This is a genomic window from Thermostichus sp. MS-CIW-36, from assembly GCF_054059035.1.
This window is the reverse complement of the sequence record NZ_JBSSBR010000021.1, coordinates 36,814-53,461: the sequence shown is the minus strand read 5'-3', so window position 1 is coordinate 53,461 and position 16,648 is coordinate 36,814. Positions and strand designations below refer to the sequence as shown.

Here is a 16,648-nt window from a genome sequence, read left to right as displayed (position 1 = left end):
TCCGTCCCGCTAACGCGAATGGAAACAAACAGAATGCTATCGCTGCATAGTTGAACAGTGATGTTCAGCAGTGTTCAGCGTAAATGTATCAGGTAGGTATTGTGGGCATAGCTGCTCCGAATGGCAGAGAAACAGCCCGAAGATTCTGAGCTCTCCTCTCCACTCTTGGCTGGTCACCCCCCAGAGCCGAGCTGCCGGGAAAGGGTTGAGCTGCTCTCTTGGGATTTCTCGCTTGTTTATGATGATCTCGTGTGGGTTTCCAAACGCGGGCTGCTCAGCTTTTCAGGGAAACGTAAGGGATCCCACTGTGGGGTTTGGAGTTCCCTATGGCGGATGAGTTGCCGTTTACTCTAGATCAGCTCCTCATCGTGCGGGCAATTGCCCAGCAGGGTAGTTTTCGCCGTGCTGCCGATAGCCTGTTTGTCTCCCAGCCTGCCGTCAGCTTGCAAGTGCAGAACTTGGAGCGACAGTTGGGGGTGGTGCTGTTCGACCGCAGTGGGCGCAAGGTGGAGCTGACGGATGCCGGGAAAGTACTGCTGCAGTACAGCGAGCGCATCCTCAAGCTGTGCCGTGAGGCCGTCGAGGCCCTAGCGGATTTGCAGAAAATGGAGGGGGGGCATCTGGTTCTGGGGGCCAGCCAAACGGTGGGCACCTATGTCATGCCTTCTTTGATCGCCCAATATCACCGCCGCTATCCACAAATTTCCGTACAGCTCTTGGTGCAATCCACGCGGCGAATTGCCCAGAAATTGGTGGACGGCCAATTGGACGTGGCCATTGTTGGCGGGGAGATCCCCTTTGAGCTGCAGCGGCACTTGAAGGTGATGGCTCTGGCGGAAGATGAATATGTGTTGGTCGGTGCCCCCGGCTGTGCCATCGACTCTCCTGCGCTTGTGGATCTGCTGGCTTTGCCCTTCATCACCTTGGATCCCCAGTCGTCCACCCGGCAAACCATCGATCGGGTACTGAATCGCCACGGCATCAACCCTGCCCAATTGAATGTGCGGCTGGAGCTCAGCTCGATTGAGGCGATCAAAAATGCCGTCCAGGCGGGGTTGGGGGTGGCCTTTCTGTCCATGGTGGCAGTGGGATCCGATGTGGAACAGGGACGGTTCCAAAAGCTGGTGGTGGAAGGGCTGCAGATACGGCGTACCCTCTGGCTGGCTTTTAACCCAGAGCGCTATCAATCGCAGGCGGCCACCCGTTTTCTCCAGGGGCTGCTGACCCGCCAAGACTGGCTGAAAACTCCCCCGCCCCATTTGCAGTTGATCGGCTAAGTTGCGATGCGTTACGGCCTTTTCCGAGTTGATGGGATCCCAGGTAGATTCCGGTGGATTGAGCAGGATCCCTGTTCAAAGAGATACGAGAGATATTTCCGTATAGGTGCATTCGCTGTAGCCAATGCTGCTCCGGAAGAAACTGCATCTGCTGAATCTGTCTGTGTCTACTGACCCCAAGCCGATGACCAGGCAAACGCTGTTGGAACGGCTGCCTTTGGCGCAGCGCTTGGCAGAGTTACAAGCCCGCGTTCAAGGGATCCCGCTGCACAGGGTGGAATTGAAAGGGCTGAGCATCGCAGGGGCAGAGTCCTGTTGGGCTGCCTATCGAGAGTGGGGAAAGGGGATCCCACTGCTGTTTCTGCATGGCTTTATGGCCACTCACGCCAACTGGTGGCCGCTGATGCAAGAGCTGGGAGACGAGTATCGCTGCATTGCCTTAGATTTGCTGGGGTTCGGGCAGTCTGGCCAACCGGCTTTGCGCTACGACATCGCTGCAGAAGTGGAGTTTGTGCGCGGATTTGTCCAAACGCTGGGCCTACCTGCTCCGGTTTTGGTGGGCCATTCCTTTGGGGGATGGGTGGCAGCGGCCTATGCAGTACGGTATCCGCTGAGGGGATTGGTCTTGTTGGCTCCTGCCGGGATCCGCGACGACGGCTTTGTGAGACGCTACAACCATTTGCGGCCCTTGCTTTGGGAAAGCGCTTGGGTAGATTGGTTGCTGCGGGCGATCACCCCCTTGGCCCGCTGGTGGCATTGGGAAGACCAACTGGCCCAGCTCTTGTGGTTGCGCGGATCCCTGCGCCAACAGCCAGTCGCTCGGCAATTTCTTCGACAACGTCTGCGCCCGCAAGCTGCCGTCGATACGGTTGAACGTTATCTCCAACACATTCAGGCCCCCACACTGGTGATCGCCGCCGAACAGGACGACACCATTCCCCTCTGGCACTGCCAAACCTACGCAGAAGGGATCCCTGGGGCTCAGCTCAAGATCTTGCCCGGCGCCAGCCACGCCATCCCTGCCTTGCATGGGGAACAAGTGCTGCCCCTAATTCGGGAATTTCTCGACACAGCCCTTTCCGCCCAATGGGGGCTTTGAGCTGGGGGTGTAGCGTAACGCCTGACTCTAGAATGGACGGAGAGCGTCTGCAAGACTCCGCAGTGTTGCAAAGCAACACCGCCAATCTCCTCACCACTGGAACAAACTCTACCTTGCATCCTTTGAGCGGTTCAATCCAACTGGAACTGATCAACTTGAGCGCATGAAAGCCGTAGTCATGAGTGTGCCCGGCGGGCCAGAGGTTCTGCAGCTTCGAGAAGTACCTGAACCTCAGATTCGCGGTGAGCGGGAGCTGCGCATCCGCCTGAGAGCAGCCGGCGTCAACCCCATCGACACCAAGCTGCGGCGACGGGGCACCTTTTATCCAGAAGAGATGCCGGCCATTTTGGGGTGTGACGGTGCCGGCATTGTGGAAGCTGTGGGATCCGGAGTTAGGCACTTTGCGGTGGGAGACGAGGTGTACTTCTGCCACGGGGGTCTGGGCAAGCAGGCGGGGAATTACGCTGAGCTGATCGTGGTGGACGAGCGTTTTGTGGCCCCCAAGCCCAGAACTCTGAGCTTTGCAGAAGCTGCCGCTGCCCCGCTGGTGCTGATCACCGCCTGGGAAGCGCTGTACGACCGGGGACGTCTCCAGGCCGGCCAAAGTGTGCTCATCCACGGGGGAGCGGGTGGAGTTGGCCATGTGGCCATCCAACTGGCCCGTCTGCGGGGATCCAAAGTGGCCACCACCGTGAGCACCCCGGAAAAGGCAGAGTTTGTCCATTCCCTAGGCGCCAGCTTGCCCATCTTCTACCGGCAGACAGACTTTGTGCGCGCCGTTTTGGACTGGACAGGGGGGGAGGGGGTGGATCTTGCCCTGGATACCTTGGGCGGCGCGGTGTTGGAGCAGACCTTTCCTGCAGTGCGCGTGTACGGAGATATCGTCACCCTGCTGGCTCCGGCTCCGGAGACGGACTGGCGGGTGGCCCGCGACCGCAACCTGCGGGTGGGATTTGAGCTGATGCTCACCCCGATGCTGAAAAACCTCATCAACGCCCAGCAAAATCAGGCGGAAATCCTCAGGCAATGTGCCCGCCTCATCGACCAAGGCCAACTGCGAATCCAGCTCACCCACACCTTTCCTCTGGGCGAAGCGGCTGCCGCCCACCGGTTGCTGGAGCAGGGATCCGTTCTGGGCAAAATTGCCTTAACCATCCCCGAGTAGGCATGCTGGAGAAAGCCCGTTGAGGATCTGCCCATGGTTGCTCCTCTCACCCCCCACCTGCTGGAGAACGAGAGCTTCTACGAAAATGCCCTCTGCTGGCTAGGGCGACCCCAGACGGCCTATCGACTGTTGAGCGAAGCAGTTTTTCCTGCCATCTCTTCTTGGGTGCGGGGGGAGGTAGATAGCCACTCTTTTAACCACTGGCAACTGGAGGATGTGCGCACCTTTCTGTATCCGGTGGTGGCCTTGGGAGACCAAGAAACCCTTGTTCTCTCCAGCGAAGCCCTGCTCCTCTGCGGCATCGGCAACTATTACAACCCCTGTGACTTGGCCATTGTGGTGTTTGTGCAGCAGCCCCAAGAGCTGTTCAGCCAACTGATGCAGCGCATTCGCCGGGCCGAAGCCACTATCAGCCGCGGGCCAGACGTGCGCATGCTCTCGGAACAGGTAAACCTGGCCAAGCGCGGACAAGACTACATCAACACCAAATATCTGGTCTGGCCCTACGCTCTTTCCGGTGCTGCTCAAGATACGCTAATTCAGCAGGGGATCAGCCTCATCCGTCTTTCCCCCCAAGAAGCCGCCTTGCCCTTTGGGGAATAGGAGAGTCTGCTCTGTTGGCAGAAGGTAGGGATCCCCGTCCAAACATTTTTTCCATCTCTGTTGCCTTTCATGGTCGATGCCCACCTGCCCCCCTTGATTCAAGCGATGCTGGATCCCGCCTTCTACCCTCATCCGGTACGGGATCCCGTGCAGCTTGTTCAAACCCACATTTCCTATATTCTGCTGACAGGGGACTATGCCTATAAAGTGAAAAAGCCTTTGGACTTTGGCTTTTTGAACTTCACCACTCTGGAGAAGCGACGCCACTTTTGCCAAGAAGAGTTGCGCATGAACCAGCGCGGCGCTCCCGGCCTCTATCTGCAAGTTTTGCCCATTGTCCAGACCGATGGCCGATTTCAGTTCAACAGCAGCGGCGAGCCCATAGAATACGCTCTGCAAATGCGGCAATTTCCCCAAGAGCAACTGTTCAGCAACCTGTTTGAGCGGGGAGAGCTAACGCCGGCCTTGATGGAGGAGCTGGGGCGGGTGGTGGCGAGGTTTCACGCCCAAACCGAGACCAACGATTACATCCGCAGCTTTGGCCGGCCAGAACGGGTGCAAGAAGCCTTCGACGAGAATTACGCCCAAACCCAGCGCTACATCGGCGGCCCGCAAACGGCTCAGCAATATCGAGAAACCCAAGCCTACACCGATCGCTTTTTTGCCGAGCAGCAGGAGCTGTTTCAACAAAGAATAGAACAAAACCGCATTCGCGAATGCCACGGAGATTTACACCTGGGCAACATCTGTTTTTGGGAAGGGAAGATCCTGCTTTTTGATTGCATCGAGTTCAACGAAGCCTTCCGCTTTGTGGATGTCATGTACGACGTATCCTATGGGGTGATGGATCTGGATGCCCGCCATCGCCCCGATCTGGGAAACGTCTATTTGAACACTTACCTGGAAGAAACCGGAGATTGGGAAGGGCTGAAGATCTTGCCTATTTACCTCAATCGGCAGGCCTACGTGCGGGCCAAGGTCGCCTCTTTTTTGCTGGAGGATCCCACGGCAACAGAGGAAGCTAAGGCCACGGCCTTCAGTACCGCCGCCCGCTATTACCGTCTTGCCTGGGAATACACCCTCCCCAAGCAGGGGCAATTGTTCCTGATGTCAGGATTGTCGGGATCCGGCAAAAGCACGGTGGCCCGTCACTTGGCCCGTCAGCGGGGGGCCATTCACATTCGCTCCGATGCGGTGCGCAAGCATTTGGCCGGGATCCCTCTGCGGCAACGGGGGGGGCCGGAGGTTTACACCCCGGAGATGACCGATAAAACCTACCGCCGCTTGGTGCAGTTGGGAGTGGAGCTGGCCCAGGAAGGCTACACCGTGATTCTGGATGCCAAGTTCGACCGGCAGGCGCTGCGGGGGATGGCCATTGAGCAGGCCCAACGCCAAGGGATCCCGCTGCACATTCTCCACTGCTACGCCCCTGAACCTGTTTTGCGGGAGCGCCTACAACGCCGTAGCTCAGCTCCTCAGCCCCTCTTGGCCCCAGCCGGCTGCATCGATGGGGATCAGCAGCCCTCTGCCGACATTGCCGATGCCACCGCCGAGATGCTCTCCCAACAGCAGGCCCACTGGCAGGATTTTTCCGAGTCGGAACGGCCTTTTTTAAAGGTTTTGGATACCAGCCAAGATTGGCAATCTCAACTTCAGCAGGTCTAGATCTCGACTCAAACTGCACAAAGTCGAGAGAATTAACATCAGCAAGATGGATTTTGCCGTTTCTGGGTTAGAGAATGGCAGCAGCTTTTTTGGGCAGGGATCCCTTTCCAAAGTAGAGGTCAAAATTGGGTCTAAAGCTCTGTCCTATTGGTACGCAGTTCGCCTCGGCGGGCCATAGACCTGAGAGAGACGGTAGGCTGAGGGGCATGTTGACGTGTCTGTGCAGGCCCACCCTTTTCCCATCCCACTCGACCAGAACTGACCACGTGCAGGAGGATCCCACGGTGAGCGATGTAACTCCAGATGACCTACGCCTGATGCTCCTGTTTGAGGGCTTTCCTCCTGAGAGGCTAGAGCCTCTGGCCGGGCAAATGTCGTTGCGCTCCCACCCGGTCAACCAGGCCATCTTGTTACAAAATGACTGGGGTAACGCCGTTTATTTCATCCTGGAAGGGTGGGTCAAGATTCGCACCCATGATCTCGAAGGCCGGGAGATCACCCTCACCATTCTTGGCCCAGGAGAAATCTTCGGGGAAATGGCTGCTTTGGATGAAGCACCTCGCTCTACCGACGTTGTAGCTCTAACCGCCACCAAAGTCGGTTGTCTGTCGGCCCAGCACTTTCTGGCTTTTTTGGCTTCTGATCCTCAGGCCAGCATCCGCCTTGCTCAGCTCATGTCGCGCCGCTTGCGGCAGATCAACCGTCGTCTGCAGTTGCGCGAGGCCAGCAGTACGGCCCGTGTTGCCGATATCCTGCTGTTCTTGGCCGAATCTCGTGGCCGGGTTAGCCGGAGTGGTGTAGAGATCCCCAACTTGCCCCATCGGGAGCTGAGCAGCCTCAGTGGCCTGGCTCGGGAAACGGTCACTCGCGTTCTGTCTAAGCTGGAGCAAGAGGAGCTGATCCGCCGGGATCGCACTCGAGATGTTCTCTGCATCCCCCAGATGGAGGCTTTGGAGAAATTGATTGGCTAAATTGGGGGCGCCACCAGTTGTCGAAAGCCCTCTCGGCATCGTAAGATAGTAGATCCAGAGCCGGGATAGCTCAGTTGGTAGAGCAGAGGACTGAAAATCCTCGTGTCACCAGTTCAAGTCTGGTTCCTGGCATCTGGTATGAGTATGCTGAGGCGGGCTTGGGTCAACGACCTGAGCCTTTTTACTATGCCGGTGATCAAGGGCAGAAATGCACAAAGGCCAAGGCGCTGGCAGTATCGTGCCTTAACACTGGAGAAAGCAGATCGTCCGAGTTAACAGCCAGAGAAGTTGCCCGCTAAAGTCGTCTTGACCAGATCTGGCCGTGGGGATAAGGGATCCTTATCATCGCCGCTGCAAGGGGCTATGGTGTTCAACCCAAGAAGATTGAAAAAAGGCTATCCCTGGGCAGAAGCTGGCCCGGAAATCGGTCTGCCAGGCCTGTAGCCACTAGCGAATGTACTGAGCCAAAGCCCGCGAAGAATAGCCCACCCGCAATTTGCGCAGGGCATCTCGCTCGATCTGACGAATCCGCTCCCGCGTCAGGTTGAAGTGATCCCCCACCTCCCGCAGGGTTCTTGCCTGTTGCCCATCTAACCCATAGCGCAACTCCAGCACCTGCCTCTCAATCGGCTTGAGGGTTTGCATGGCAGAACGCACATCCTGCTGCATGGATTGCACGAGGATCCCTTGAAAGGGCTGCTCTTGCCGCTCATCTTGCAGCAAATCTCCAAGGCGGCTTTCTCCTTCTTGGCCGACCGGCACATCCAGCGACAGGGGCAAAGCAGCAGCCTGCTGGATCATGCGCAGTTTCTTGACTTTAATGCCCAGGGCTTCTGCCAGCTCCACTTCGGTGGGCCGCCGACCCTGTAGCTTCATCAGCTCGCGGTTGGTGCGCTTGAGCAGGCGCACTTTGTCGACCATGTGTACCGGCAGGCGAATCGTCCGTGCTTGATTGGCAATGCAACGGGTAATGCCTTGGCGAATCCACCAATGAGCATAGGTGCTGAAGCGAAACCCCCGCTCCGCATTGAATTTTTCGGTGGCCCGGATCAACCCGATATTGCCCTCTTGGATCAGATCCAAAAACGGCACCCCCCGATTGAGGTATTTCTTGGCAACGCTGACCACCAGGCGCAGGTTGGCGTTGATCAGCTTGCGTTGAGCTTGCTCCCCTTGTCGGATGCGGGAGCGTAGGGTGGATACGGAAATCTGCAGGGCCTCGGCCAAAGCCTCGTCACTGGGATCCTCCCCCCGCTGTTGCCGCCATTCCTGCCGGGCTTGATCGATGAGGAGCTTTTGCTGAATTTTGCGCGACAGCTCGATTTCCTCAGCGTGATCGATGCGGGGCACGCGACCGATGGTATTCAGGTAGTGATCGACAGCGTCCTCGTTCAACCGGGATCCGCCGGCAACCGGCTCTGGATCAACTTCTGCAAGAGCATCTTGGGGGGCAGACTCAGGGTCGAACCAGAGATCGTCAAACTCCTGAGGCGAAGAGGCAGAGTGTTCAGGATGAGGACGAGAAAAAACCACGGCCAGGTGAGGAGAGAACTTCATCTCCCAGTCTAAAAAGGTTTCTGCTGCTGCTGCGAGCGAAAATCGATCATGACCCTCTTTTTTGTCCGGAGATTTTTCCGTTTAGATGCGGGAACAGCAGGGATCCCATCCGTCAAGTCCTTGTAGGCAAGGGGTTGCCCGGCAAAAAGCGGTAAGCGATTTTCGATCTAGACCTTGAGATAAGATTGTTCCTGAGCCAGTCAGCTCAACGGCTGCCGGGTGGGATCCCAGGAAAAGGGAACCTTGCCAGCTCAGGCTACCATGTGAGGATCCCTCAACTTCCTCAGTCTGGAAAAGAATATTTACGGCTTTCTGCTCCTATGGAGTCTAACGACCGGCACCATCCATCGGCCAACTTGATTGGGGAACGGGTGCGCTGGGTACGGGAGAAGCTGCAACTCACCCAAGATCAACTGGCGGGTCGCTTGGCCAAGTACGGTGTGCAGTTGGACTACGTCAAAATTGGCCAGGTGGAAAAGGGAAAACGGCGCGTCATTGACAAAGAACTGGTGGCCTTTGCCAAGGCGTTGGGGGTATCGGTCACTTGGCTGCTGAGCGGAGATGAATCCCACCTGTAGCGGCCTGCGGGAAAGTACATCCGATACAGGGATCCCGAACAAAAGGACGTGAAGATACTTAAATACCTTGTACTCTCGGACGTGATCTCAGTCATTTTCCGTGTAAACACGGTAGGCTGGACTCATGAATAGATTGGCTTGAGGCCAAACCCCAGCTTTTCCTTGACCATCCGCGGGGGTGGGAAAAGCAGAGAGATACAGCGCCGCGCCGGAAGTACGGGTTTTTCCAAGAAGGATCGGGATCACGGGCTTCTTCACCTAAACTTGATATTGTTGACTTGGCGTTAAGCTGCCGCCGTCTATCTGGCCGTCTATCTGTTTGTGTAAGGTTTGCCGATGCTCTCTTTCTTCTTCAATTCCAACAAGGCCAACAACCGACAAACCGGAGGCCACCGTGTGCCTGCTGCGAGCAAAACCACAGGCACGCAACGGATCCCTAACTACAGCCGCCTATCCGCTCCCCATGAGGTGCTCAAGCAGGAAAGGCAGATCAAGCGGGAGCAAGAGTTTACAGAAATGGAGCAAAACATCAATCGCATTCGCTACTTCTACCAAAAAGCAGATATGCCCCTGGAGATGCGACAAATTCTGACCTACCGTAAGCTGATGGAGCTGGACTACTTTACCCCACAGGCGGCAAAAGAGCTGCTCAAGCAATGGCAGCAGCAGGAAGAGCAAGAACGCCGTCGGGCTTGAGAAAAGGACTACCTCCAGCAGAGTTTGGGCAGCCGAACCCTGGCAAGTGGGCTTGTTGAGCCAAGAGTTCCCGGTCTCCAGGTGGGGGAGCGTCTACGGGTAAAGGCCGCGATCCTGTAGGGCTTGGGCCACTCGGCCTACCCCTAGGGTGTAGGCAGCCAGTCGCAGCGACACTTGCCGCCGTTCTGCCTCTTGCACCACCCGTTCAAAGGCACGTACCATCAGACCTTCCATTTCTTGATAAACTCGCTCTTCATCCCAGAAGACGTAAGAGAGTCCCTGCACCCACTCCAGATAGCTCACCACCACTCCACCGGCATTGGTTAGGATATCCGGCAATACCTGGATCCCTCGCGATTCCAAAATCCGGTCGGCGGCAAGGGTAGTTGGCCCGTTGGCAGCTTCTGCCACGATCCGGGCTTGAATTTGGTGGGCATTGGCTTCGGTAATTTGGTTCTCTAGAGCGGCAGGGATCAACACATCCGCTTTTTGCACCAGCAGGTCGGCATTGCTAATGGGCTCAGCTTGCGGAAAGCCCGCCATGCGGCCTCCCTGTTCCTTCATGTGGGCTTTGAGGGCGGGGATATCCAGTCCTTTGGGGTTATAAAGGCCCCCAGAACTGCCGGAAACCGCCACAATTTTGGCTCCTGCCTGATGCAGCAAGCTGGCCGCTGCCCCGCCCACATTGCCAAAGCCTTGGATCAACACCGTTGCCCCTGCCAGGGATCCACCATGTCGGGCCAAGGCTTCCCGTACCGTGATCATCACCCCCCGTCCGGTGGCCAGTTCTCGCCCTCGGGATCCCCCAATCGAGAGAGGTTTGCCCGTCACCACTCCCGGCACCGCATGCCCAACATTCATGGAATAGGTATCCATCACCCAGGCCATCTCGCGGGCGGAAGTTCCCATGTCTGGAGCGGGAATGTCCTCTGCAGGGCCGATATCCTTGATCAGCTCGCTGGTATAACGGCGGGTAATGCGCTCCAGCTCCGAGACCGAATAACGCCTCGGATCGATAGGGATCCCCCCTTTGGCCCCACCGTAGGGAATGCCCATAAGGGCGCATTTCCAGGTCATGAGCATCGCTAAGGCCGAGACCTCTTCAAGGGTGACCGCTGGGTGGTAGCGGATCCCCCCTTTGTAGGGGCCGAGAACGTTGCAATGCTGCACCCGATGGCCCGCCAGCACTTGGATTTGTCCGTTATCCAGCCGCACGGGGATCGCCACCGTCACCACTTTACGGGGGGTGCTGAGGATCGCCACCCAGCCGGGATCCAGTTTCAGCTCGCCAGCTGCCCAATCTAGGTAGCTGCAGGCCTGGGCAAGGGGACAGATATGGGCGGGAGAGGGAGGGGCAGAAGAGGCCAGCGCAGGACTTGCAGCCATGGCGAAGAGAAGCAAGGGCTGTTTCCACACTATACCGCCGGGAACCGGAGAGGAACGTTCCGTAGCAAGCGTTACAAATAATTGAGAATCTGGATCAAGACGAAACAGAGGCCGGCACTGGCCAGGGGCACGGTCAGGTTATCCAACCCCCACCAAGAGAACACCTCCAGTCCCATAGCCATCCCTCCCACCAAAAGGCTCACTCCGAGCAAAGGGAGAGAGAAGCCAAAGTACCCCAGCAGCAGAGCCGCGATCACCAAGCTGCTCACCGCCCACATGGTCAGGGATCCCTCCCAGCTTTTTTGAATGGATCCCAGTTGGTAGGGGTGTTTGCCCCAAGTTTTGCCCACCAACCCTGCCAAGGCGTCGGCCCACGTCATCACCAATATGCCGATCACCGCGAAAACCTGTCGCTGTGGCCGCCAAAACCAAAACAGCAGCAGGCCAATGCTGATGGCGTAGAAACAGGTGCCAAAGCTGCGGCGACCGACTCCATTCAAGCTGGGCAAGATGGCCACCCGGTAGGAGAGCAGCGCCAAGCCGGCAAACACCAGAGAGAATCCCACCCCTAGCCAGCGAGGCACTTGCAAAGCCCAAGCCAACAAAATGATATTGCCCACACCAATGTGAATGGCCTTGCGCACCCATTCCCCGTCCACCTGCCGGGAGCGCAGCCATTCCGCAAAAGCAAATACGGCGGCCAGCCAGAGAGCATAGCAAGCAAGCTGCTGGGCCAGGCCCATGAAACGGCCTCAGAGGGTTTTCAAGTAGCTGAGCAAATCCGCCATCTCCTGAGGATCCGGCTGGAACTGGGGCATGGGAGGCGTTTTGCCACCGGTCACCTGCTGAATAATAAACCGATCCGAGCGGCGGCTGCTCACCCCCCGCAGACTGGGCCCCACTCGCCCATCCGCTTCTTCTCCGTGGCAGGCTGCACAGTTGAGGGCAAACAAGGATGCACCATGGCTAACCTGCCCCTGTAAGCTGAGGACGGCTTCCGTGTAGGGATCCAGACGAGCCTCAGCACTTAGCCAAGCCCAGGTCAATATCGCCAGCCCTAGGCCGAGGAGGGCAAGACCCAGCCGAGTTTTTTGAGACCAGACACTTGTAAAGAACTGCTGCAAGGATTTGAGGAAGGGTTGTAAACGTCGTTGGGATGGAGGTTGAAGTCGCTTTTGCTCAAACTCAACCCAACTGCCAGTTGACGACTGGCTGCTGCAGGATTGAGGAGTGTCTGAGAGGGAGGGAGGCACAGACAACGCTGAGAGAAACCGTTTCAATCTTTTACATTTCAACCAACACGATAACTCAGGAGCCTTTCCCTGCCAATAATCTGTAAAGGTATTTACTTTTTCTTAATGGTTGGCTGGGCCACGTGAGACTTTGATCCCTCTGAGGGGGGACGGTTGGGAAAGAGCCGCTCCATCACCTCCGCTTGGGCCCAGGGATCCCGGTTGAGGCTGTGGATGGCATTGGCCCATGGAAAGTGCGCCTGCAGGCGGCGGTAGAGAGATAAATTACCATAAATGACGACCGCTGCCACCCGCTCCCGATGCTGTTGCAGCCAATCCAGCACATAGTTGGGCAAGGGATCCCGAAGGAAACCTTGGAAAATCAACCCTGGGGCGTTGTCTAGAGCGGCTTCCAACCAAGGCAGGGGGGTAAGGGCATCGCTGAGCACAGGAAGCATGCCCAGGGCAGCCGGAACATGCAGGGCGGGAGATTGCAACTGCACATCGGCAGCACCCAAGGGGGGATCCTGCCAGATCCAGTTCAACCATCCGGGCTCTGCGGGCGGGCTGAGGGGCCGGCCTCCTTCCACGCCACCGCGGGCCATAGCCGCTTGACAGGGGGCAATATCCTTCTCGGCCAAGAGGGATCCCAGCTGTGCGGCTCTGTGCAGAGCAGAGGTCAGGTGGGAGCGCCTGTTGAACAACTTTCCCAACGCCGTTCGCGTCCGCGGAACGGAGTCCTTGTCCTTGGAGATGGGATCCCCCAGCAGCAAAGGCTTCAGTTGCTCGGCGGGAGAGCCACGGTTGAGGGCTGGATCTGTGGGATCCTTGGCTCCCATCCATCCGCCAAGGGCGCTGAAGTCGGTTTCTGCCAGGGCCGGCCACACCTGTTGGAGGAGAGCTGAGGCGGCGGGTAGGAGTCGCTGTTTGGCCCGCAGCACCCGCGTCACCGACTGGGCAAGCTGGTCTGTGCTGAGGGATCCCTGTTGCACCGCTTCCAAAACGGCTGCCAAGGATGCCATCGGATCGGGGGGGGCCAAAATTAGGTCGGCACCGGCCTGGAAAGCCCGCACGGCCAATGAGTTGGGCCCGTTAGCATTGGCCAGCTCTGCCAAGCAGCCTTGATCGAGGCTGTCCACAACAATAAGCCCGCCAAACCCCCATTCCTGGCGCAGCAGTTGGGTCAGCCGCCCCGGCAGCAGGGTGATAGGCCAGCGCTCATCCCACTCCGGCAGCACCACGTGGGAAACCAAGATCGCCCCCACCTGCTCCACCAAACCTCGAAAAGGCAGCCAAGGTCCCTCTTGGAGCTGGGCTAGGGTCAGGGTTGATCGGGGGCACCAGGGGGTGTCTGTTGTCTTTGGGGATGGCTTCAGTCCGGCCTGAACCGGATCCCTCCAGCCTTTGCCCGGAAAAGAGCTTGCTGTGGTTAGGATCCCTTCTGGAACCGCTTGCTCACATCCGCGCACGAAAGCTCGCGCCAGTTGCAAAGCAGATAGGGGATCCTCCGCCAGCGCCCCTTCCCCCAGCGGCTCTGCCACCGGGTTGAGCAACCAATTGATGCCGATGGCCGCCGCCTCCCGCGCCGTGATCCGCCCCCACTGCTCGGCCCAGCGTTCTGCCTCTGATCCCAGACGGCTCAACCCCAGGGGATGGGGAAAAGAGGTAGCCCCCTGTAGGGCCAGCCCACGACCGGCCTCTGCTGCCACCAAAAGGGGCAGAGCAGCCCATGCCTGCACCTCTTCCACCCGCAACAGGGCTTCTGCTACGTGTCCTTCGGTGATCCAGATGCCCCCGATCCCCACTTCCTGGATCAGTCGCTTGAGGGTGTCTCGACAGCAGGCTGGGGATCCCAGACGGGCCGAGACCGGCACCACCAACAGTTGGGCTACCTGCCGAGCTAGGGATAAGGGTCGATCCAGTTCCTCGAGCGGAGATCCGGAAACACTCATGGGCACAGCCGGAAGGTCGTCAGCAACGGGAAAGCTGCGAGATTCTGATCCCTTTGCAGAAAACGCAGATCATGATAACCACTCCTGCCGGTTGTGGCTCGCACTTGGCTGCTGAGGGCTAACGAGAAAGCCGACAACGGTCACAGGTGCCACAAGGCAGGCCGGGCTGCTCCCCAGGGTAGCCAAAATAGGGCAAGATCGCCTGCCACCGACAGCCGCGAGTGTGGATCAGATCCTCTATACCCCGCCAGGGATCCTCTCGTCTTAAAGGCTGCCAACGGCGGTGTAACACCTGAAAGCGAAAGGGATCCGGCCACCGCAAACAGCCCATCTCCTGCAGCAGACCCAAGGCCACCCGTGCCTCTCCGGGGGGCAGATCGGCGTAGGATCCCTGCTGGGGTAGGGTTTGGAGCAGGTGGCGTGCTCGGGCCTGAAGGCGCTCCTGCTGGGAATAGAAATAGGCTTGGCGCCGGCGATCGCTGGGATCCAGCATGCCCGTCGGCTCCGAGACCAGCATCAGGGCCCGACAAGGGCCACCATCCCGACCGCCTCGTCCCACCTCTTGCAAATAATCCATCAAGGTGGGCGGGGGATGAAAGTGCAGTACCCAACGCACGTCCGGCTTGTTGATGCCCATGCCAAAGGCGTTGGTGCAGACCAGAAAGCGCAGTTCCCCCTGCAGCCAGGCCCGTTCCAGCCGACGGCGGGATCCCGCTTCCAGTCCCCCATGGTAGGTGGCGGTTTTTAGGTTCTGTCGGCCCAGCCACTCGGCCAGCTCTTCCCCATCCCGCCGGGTGCGCACATACACCAGACCCGAGCCGGGATTTTCCCCCAGGAATCGCAGCAGACGGCGACGACGATGCGCCGGGCTCCAGGCTATCGCGACATTGAGGGAGATATTGGCCCGCAGGGGATCGGCGCGAATGCACTCCGGATCCCGCAGCTCTAGGATTTGGCTGAGGCGGCTGCAGGTTTGGGGGTCAGCCGTGGCGGTAAAAGCGGCAATGGGAAAGGAGGACTTCACCGGGGCCAGAGCCGGGCGCAGCAATCCCAGACGGCGGTAGTCGGGCCGGAAGGATCCCCCCCAATGCACCAACGTATGGGCCTCATCCACGATCAGGCCGTTGATGTGCACCTGAGGCTGTTGCAGCCGTTGCCAAACGGGGGGGCTGAATAGAGTCTCCGGCCCCAAATAGAGCAGGCGCAGTCGGTTTTCCTCAAGGGCCTTCAACACCCGCTTGCGCAGGGCCGGATCCAGTTCGCTGTGGAGACAGGCCGCCGGCAGCTTGCGTTTCCAAAGATCCTGAACTTGGTCTTCCATGAGGGCGATTAGGGGTGAAACCACCAGCATCACCCCCCTTTGCAGCAGAGCTGCTAGCTGAAAGCACAGGGATTTGCCAAACCCCGTCGGCAACACCACCAGCGCGTCGCGCTTGTCCAGCAGAGCCTGGATCACCTGATCCTGCGGTGGGCGCAGCGTCTCGTAACCCCAGTGTTGCTTGAGGGCCTGTTGGATTTGCTGCCAATCCTGCAAACGGCAACCCCCTTTTCAACAATTTCCTTCAGCAATCTACAGCGATTTCGGGAGAAGCTGTCTTATAGGCTATTTCAAATCCCGCTGAACCTGCTAGCTCCCCTCTCCCAAGGGGTGAGGGCGCAGAGGATCGGCCCCACCGGCTTGCCTGTAGGGGATCCCTGTCACACCTATCCCCGTGTCCAGGGGGCTGGGATCAGGATCCCCGGCAGAGAAGGGATTCTCACCTGCTGCATGGGTGAAGGTGTCGATGGCGGCGGGCTTGTGCGATCCTAGAGCTGGGACTTCCCGCCTGCTTCGATACTTTTCCCATGACTGCCCTCGACTCCTCGCGCCTGCTCCAGCCCAGAACGGCCTCTGTTCACCGTCGCACTGGAGAAACGGATGTCCAAATTCATCTGAACCTGGATGGCAGCGGGCGCCATGAGATCGATACTGGGATCCCCTTTTTGGATCACATGCTGGCCCAGCTCAGCACCCACGGGCTGATCGACCTGCAGATCAAGGCCATAGGAGATCTGCACATCGACGATCACCACACCAACGAAGATGTGGGCATCACGCTGGGACAAGCCCTGGCGCAGGCTCTGCAGGATCGGCGTGGCATTCATCGCTTCGGCCATTTTTGGGCACCTTTGGATGAAGCTTTGGTGCAGGTGGTGCTGGATTTCTCCGGGCGTCCTCACCTCAGCTATGGCCTGGAGCTGCCCACGGAGCGCATTGGCCGCTACGAAACCCAGTTGGTGCGGGAGTTTTATCAGGCGGTGGTCAACCACGCCCAGCTCACTTTGCACATTCGCCAGGCTGCCGGCCTCAATGCCCACCATATTGTCGAGGCCAGTTTTAAGGCGTTTGCCCGCGCCCTGCGCATGGCCGTAGAACGGGATCCCCGCCGACAAGAAGGGATCCCTAGCTCCAAGGGGGTTCTGTAGC

The 16,648-nt window shown here is 58.4% G+C and carries 15 protein-coding genes and 1 tRNA gene; 10 read left to right on the top strand and 6 right to left on the bottom strand.

Annotated features, from left to right (window positions below):
- Positions 1–326: 326 nt before the first annotated feature.
- The 7 genes from ACVWVQ_RS10000 (at position 327) to ACVWVQ_RS09970 (ending at position 6,912) form a co-directional block, all read left to right on the top strand.
- The gene (locus ACVWVQ_RS10000; RefSeq protein WP_457508258.1) at positions 327–1,277 is read left to right on the top strand and encodes a LysR substrate-binding domain-containing protein; all 951 of its coding nucleotides are present in this window, start codon (positions 327–329) and stop codon (positions 1,275–1,277) included.
- Positions 1,278–1,461: 184 nt separating this feature from the next.
- Positions 1,462–2,376, top strand: a complete 915-nt coding sequence (locus ACVWVQ_RS09995) for an alpha/beta fold hydrolase (RefSeq protein WP_414374215.1) — start codon at positions 1,462–1,464, stop codon at positions 2,374–2,376.
- Between the two features lie 163 nt (positions 2,377–2,539).
- Positions 2,540–3,541, top strand: coding sequence for a zinc-dependent alcohol dehydrogenase family protein (locus tag ACVWVQ_RS09990; protein WP_457508255.1), 1,002 nt, complete (start codon positions 2,540–2,542; stop codon positions 3,539–3,541).
- Between the two features lie 33 nt (positions 3,542–3,574).
- Positions 3,575–4,144, top strand: coding sequence for a hypothetical protein (locus ACVWVQ_RS09985; RefSeq protein ID WP_414416116.1), 570 nt, complete (start codon positions 3,575–3,577; stop codon positions 4,142–4,144).
- A gap of 69 nt (positions 4,145–4,213) precedes the next feature.
- Positions 4,214–5,809 carry a bifunctional aminoglycoside phosphotransferase/ATP-binding protein gene (locus ACVWVQ_RS09980; protein WP_457508253.1) on the top strand — a complete coding sequence of 532 codons (1,596 nt, stop codon included), beginning with the start codon at positions 4,214–4,216 and terminating at the stop codon, positions 5,807–5,809.
- Positions 5,810–6,126: 317 nt separating this feature from the next.
- On the top strand, positions 6,127–6,780 hold the full coding sequence (locus ACVWVQ_RS09975) for a Crp/Fnr family transcriptional regulator (RefSeq protein WP_414374219.1): 654 nt from the start codon (positions 6,127–6,129) through the stop codon (positions 6,778–6,780).
- Between the two features lie 59 nt (positions 6,781–6,839).
- Positions 6,840–6,912: transfer RNA gene (locus ACVWVQ_RS09970), tRNA-Phe, on the top strand.
- Between the two features lie 315 nt (positions 6,913–7,227).
- Here the strand turns inward: ACVWVQ_RS09970 and ACVWVQ_RS09965 are convergent.
- Complete coding sequence (locus ACVWVQ_RS09965; protein WP_414357451.1) at positions 7,228–8,337, bottom strand: RpoD/SigA family RNA polymerase sigma factor; 1,110 nt, start codon at positions 8,335–8,337, stop codon at positions 7,228–7,230.
- Positions 8,338–8,657: 320 nt separating this feature from the next.
- On the opposite strand from ACVWVQ_RS09965, the gene ACVWVQ_RS09960 reads away from it, so the two are divergent.
- Together ACVWVQ_RS09960 and ACVWVQ_RS09955 are read left to right on the top strand one after the other, a co-directional pair.
- The gene (locus tag ACVWVQ_RS09960; RefSeq protein WP_041436246.1) at positions 8,658–8,915 is read left to right on the top strand and encodes a helix-turn-helix domain-containing protein; all 258 of its coding nucleotides are present in this window, start codon (positions 8,658–8,660) and stop codon (positions 8,913–8,915) included.
- A 396-nt stretch (positions 8,916–9,311) separates the two neighbouring features.
- Complete coding sequence (locus tag ACVWVQ_RS09955; protein ID WP_457508251.1) at positions 9,312–9,611, top strand: hypothetical protein; 300 nt, start codon at positions 9,312–9,314, stop codon at positions 9,609–9,611.
- 93 nt (positions 9,612–9,704) lie between these two features.
- On the opposite strand, the gene ACVWVQ_RS09950 is transcribed toward ACVWVQ_RS09955, so the two are convergent.
- The 5 genes from ACVWVQ_RS09950 to ACVWVQ_RS09930 all read right to left on the bottom strand — a co-directional run bounded on the left by ACVWVQ_RS09950 (position 9,705) and on the right by ACVWVQ_RS09930 (position 15,715).
- Positions 9,705–10,997, bottom strand: a complete 1,293-nt coding sequence (locus tag ACVWVQ_RS09950) for a Glu/Leu/Phe/Val family dehydrogenase (RefSeq protein ID WP_457467190.1) — start codon at positions 10,995–10,997, stop codon at positions 9,705–9,707.
- Between the two features lie 71 nt (positions 10,998–11,068).
- A complete protein-coding gene (locus tag ACVWVQ_RS09945) occupies positions 11,069–11,740 on the bottom strand; it encodes a diacylglycerol/polyprenol kinase family protein (RefSeq protein WP_414382045.1) in 672 nt (223 codons plus the stop codon).
- A 9-nt stretch (positions 11,741–11,749) separates the two neighbouring features.
- Positions 11,750–12,079: a c-type cytochrome gene (locus tag ACVWVQ_RS09940; protein WP_049749615.1), complete on the bottom strand. Its 330-nt coding sequence runs from the start codon at positions 12,077–12,079 to the stop codon at positions 11,750–11,752.
- Positions 12,080–12,342: 263 nt separating this feature from the next.
- Positions 12,343–14,181, bottom strand: a complete 1,839-nt coding sequence (locus ACVWVQ_RS09935) for a glycoside hydrolase family 3 N-terminal domain-containing protein (RefSeq protein ID WP_457508249.1) — start codon at positions 14,179–14,181, stop codon at positions 12,343–12,345.
- 118 nt (positions 14,182–14,299) lie between these two features.
- On the bottom strand, positions 14,300–15,715 hold the full coding sequence (locus ACVWVQ_RS09930; protein ID WP_414357445.1) for a RecQ family ATP-dependent DNA helicase: 1,416 nt from the start codon (positions 15,713–15,715) through the stop codon (positions 14,300–14,302).
- A 311-nt stretch (positions 15,716–16,026) separates the two neighbouring features.
- On the opposite strand from ACVWVQ_RS09930, the gene hisB reads away from it, so the two are divergent.
- Positions 16,027–16,647 (top strand): imidazoleglycerol-phosphate dehydratase HisB, encoded by a 621-nt coding sequence (hisB, locus tag ACVWVQ_RS09925; protein ID WP_011432314.1) that lies wholly within the window; start codon positions 16,027–16,029, stop codon positions 16,645–16,647.
- Position 16,648: the final 1 nt, after the last annotated feature.

Coding starts and splice junctions, on each gene's coding strand:
- ACVWVQ_RS10000 (WP_457508258.1), top strand. CDS start 327: ATGGCGGATGAGTTGCCGTTTACTCTAGATCAGCTCCTCATCGTGCGG.
- ACVWVQ_RS09995 (WP_414374215.1), top strand. CDS start 1,462: ATGACCAGGCAAACGCTGTTGGAACGGCTGCCTTTGGCGCAGCGCTTG.
- ACVWVQ_RS09990 (WP_457508255.1), top strand. CDS start 2,540: ATGAAAGCCGTAGTCATGAGTGTGCCCGGCGGGCCAGAGGTTCTGCAG.
- ACVWVQ_RS09985 (WP_414416116.1), top strand. CDS start 3,575: ATGGTTGCTCCTCTCACCCCCCACCTGCTGGAGAACGAGAGCTTCTAC.
- ACVWVQ_RS09980 (WP_457508253.1), top strand. CDS start 4,214: ATGGTCGATGCCCACCTGCCCCCCTTGATTCAAGCGATGCTGGATCCC.
- ACVWVQ_RS09975 (WP_414374219.1), top strand. CDS start 6,127: ATGCTCCTGTTTGAGGGCTTTCCTCCTGAGAGGCTAGAGCCTCTGGCC.
- ACVWVQ_RS09965 (WP_414357451.1), bottom strand. CDS start 8,337: ATGAAGTTCTCTCCTCACCTGGCCGTGGTTTTTTCTCGTCCTCATCCT.
- ACVWVQ_RS09960 (WP_041436246.1), top strand. CDS start 8,658: ATGGAGTCTAACGACCGGCACCATCCATCGGCCAACTTGATTGGGGAA.
- ACVWVQ_RS09950 (WP_457467190.1), bottom strand. CDS start 10,997: ATGGCTGCAAGTCCTGCGCTGGCCTCTTCTGCCCCTCCCTCTCCCGCC.
- ACVWVQ_RS09945 (WP_414382045.1), bottom strand. CDS start 11,740: ATGGGCCTGGCCCAGCAGCTTGCTTGCTATGCTCTCTGGCTGGCCGCC.
- ACVWVQ_RS09935 (WP_457508249.1), bottom strand. CDS start 14,181: ATGAGTGTTTCCGGATCTCCGCTCGAGGAACTGGATCGACCCTTATCC.
- hisB (WP_011432314.1), top strand. CDS start 16,027: ATGACTGCCCTCGACTCCTCGCGCCTGCTCCAGCCCAGAACGGCCTCT.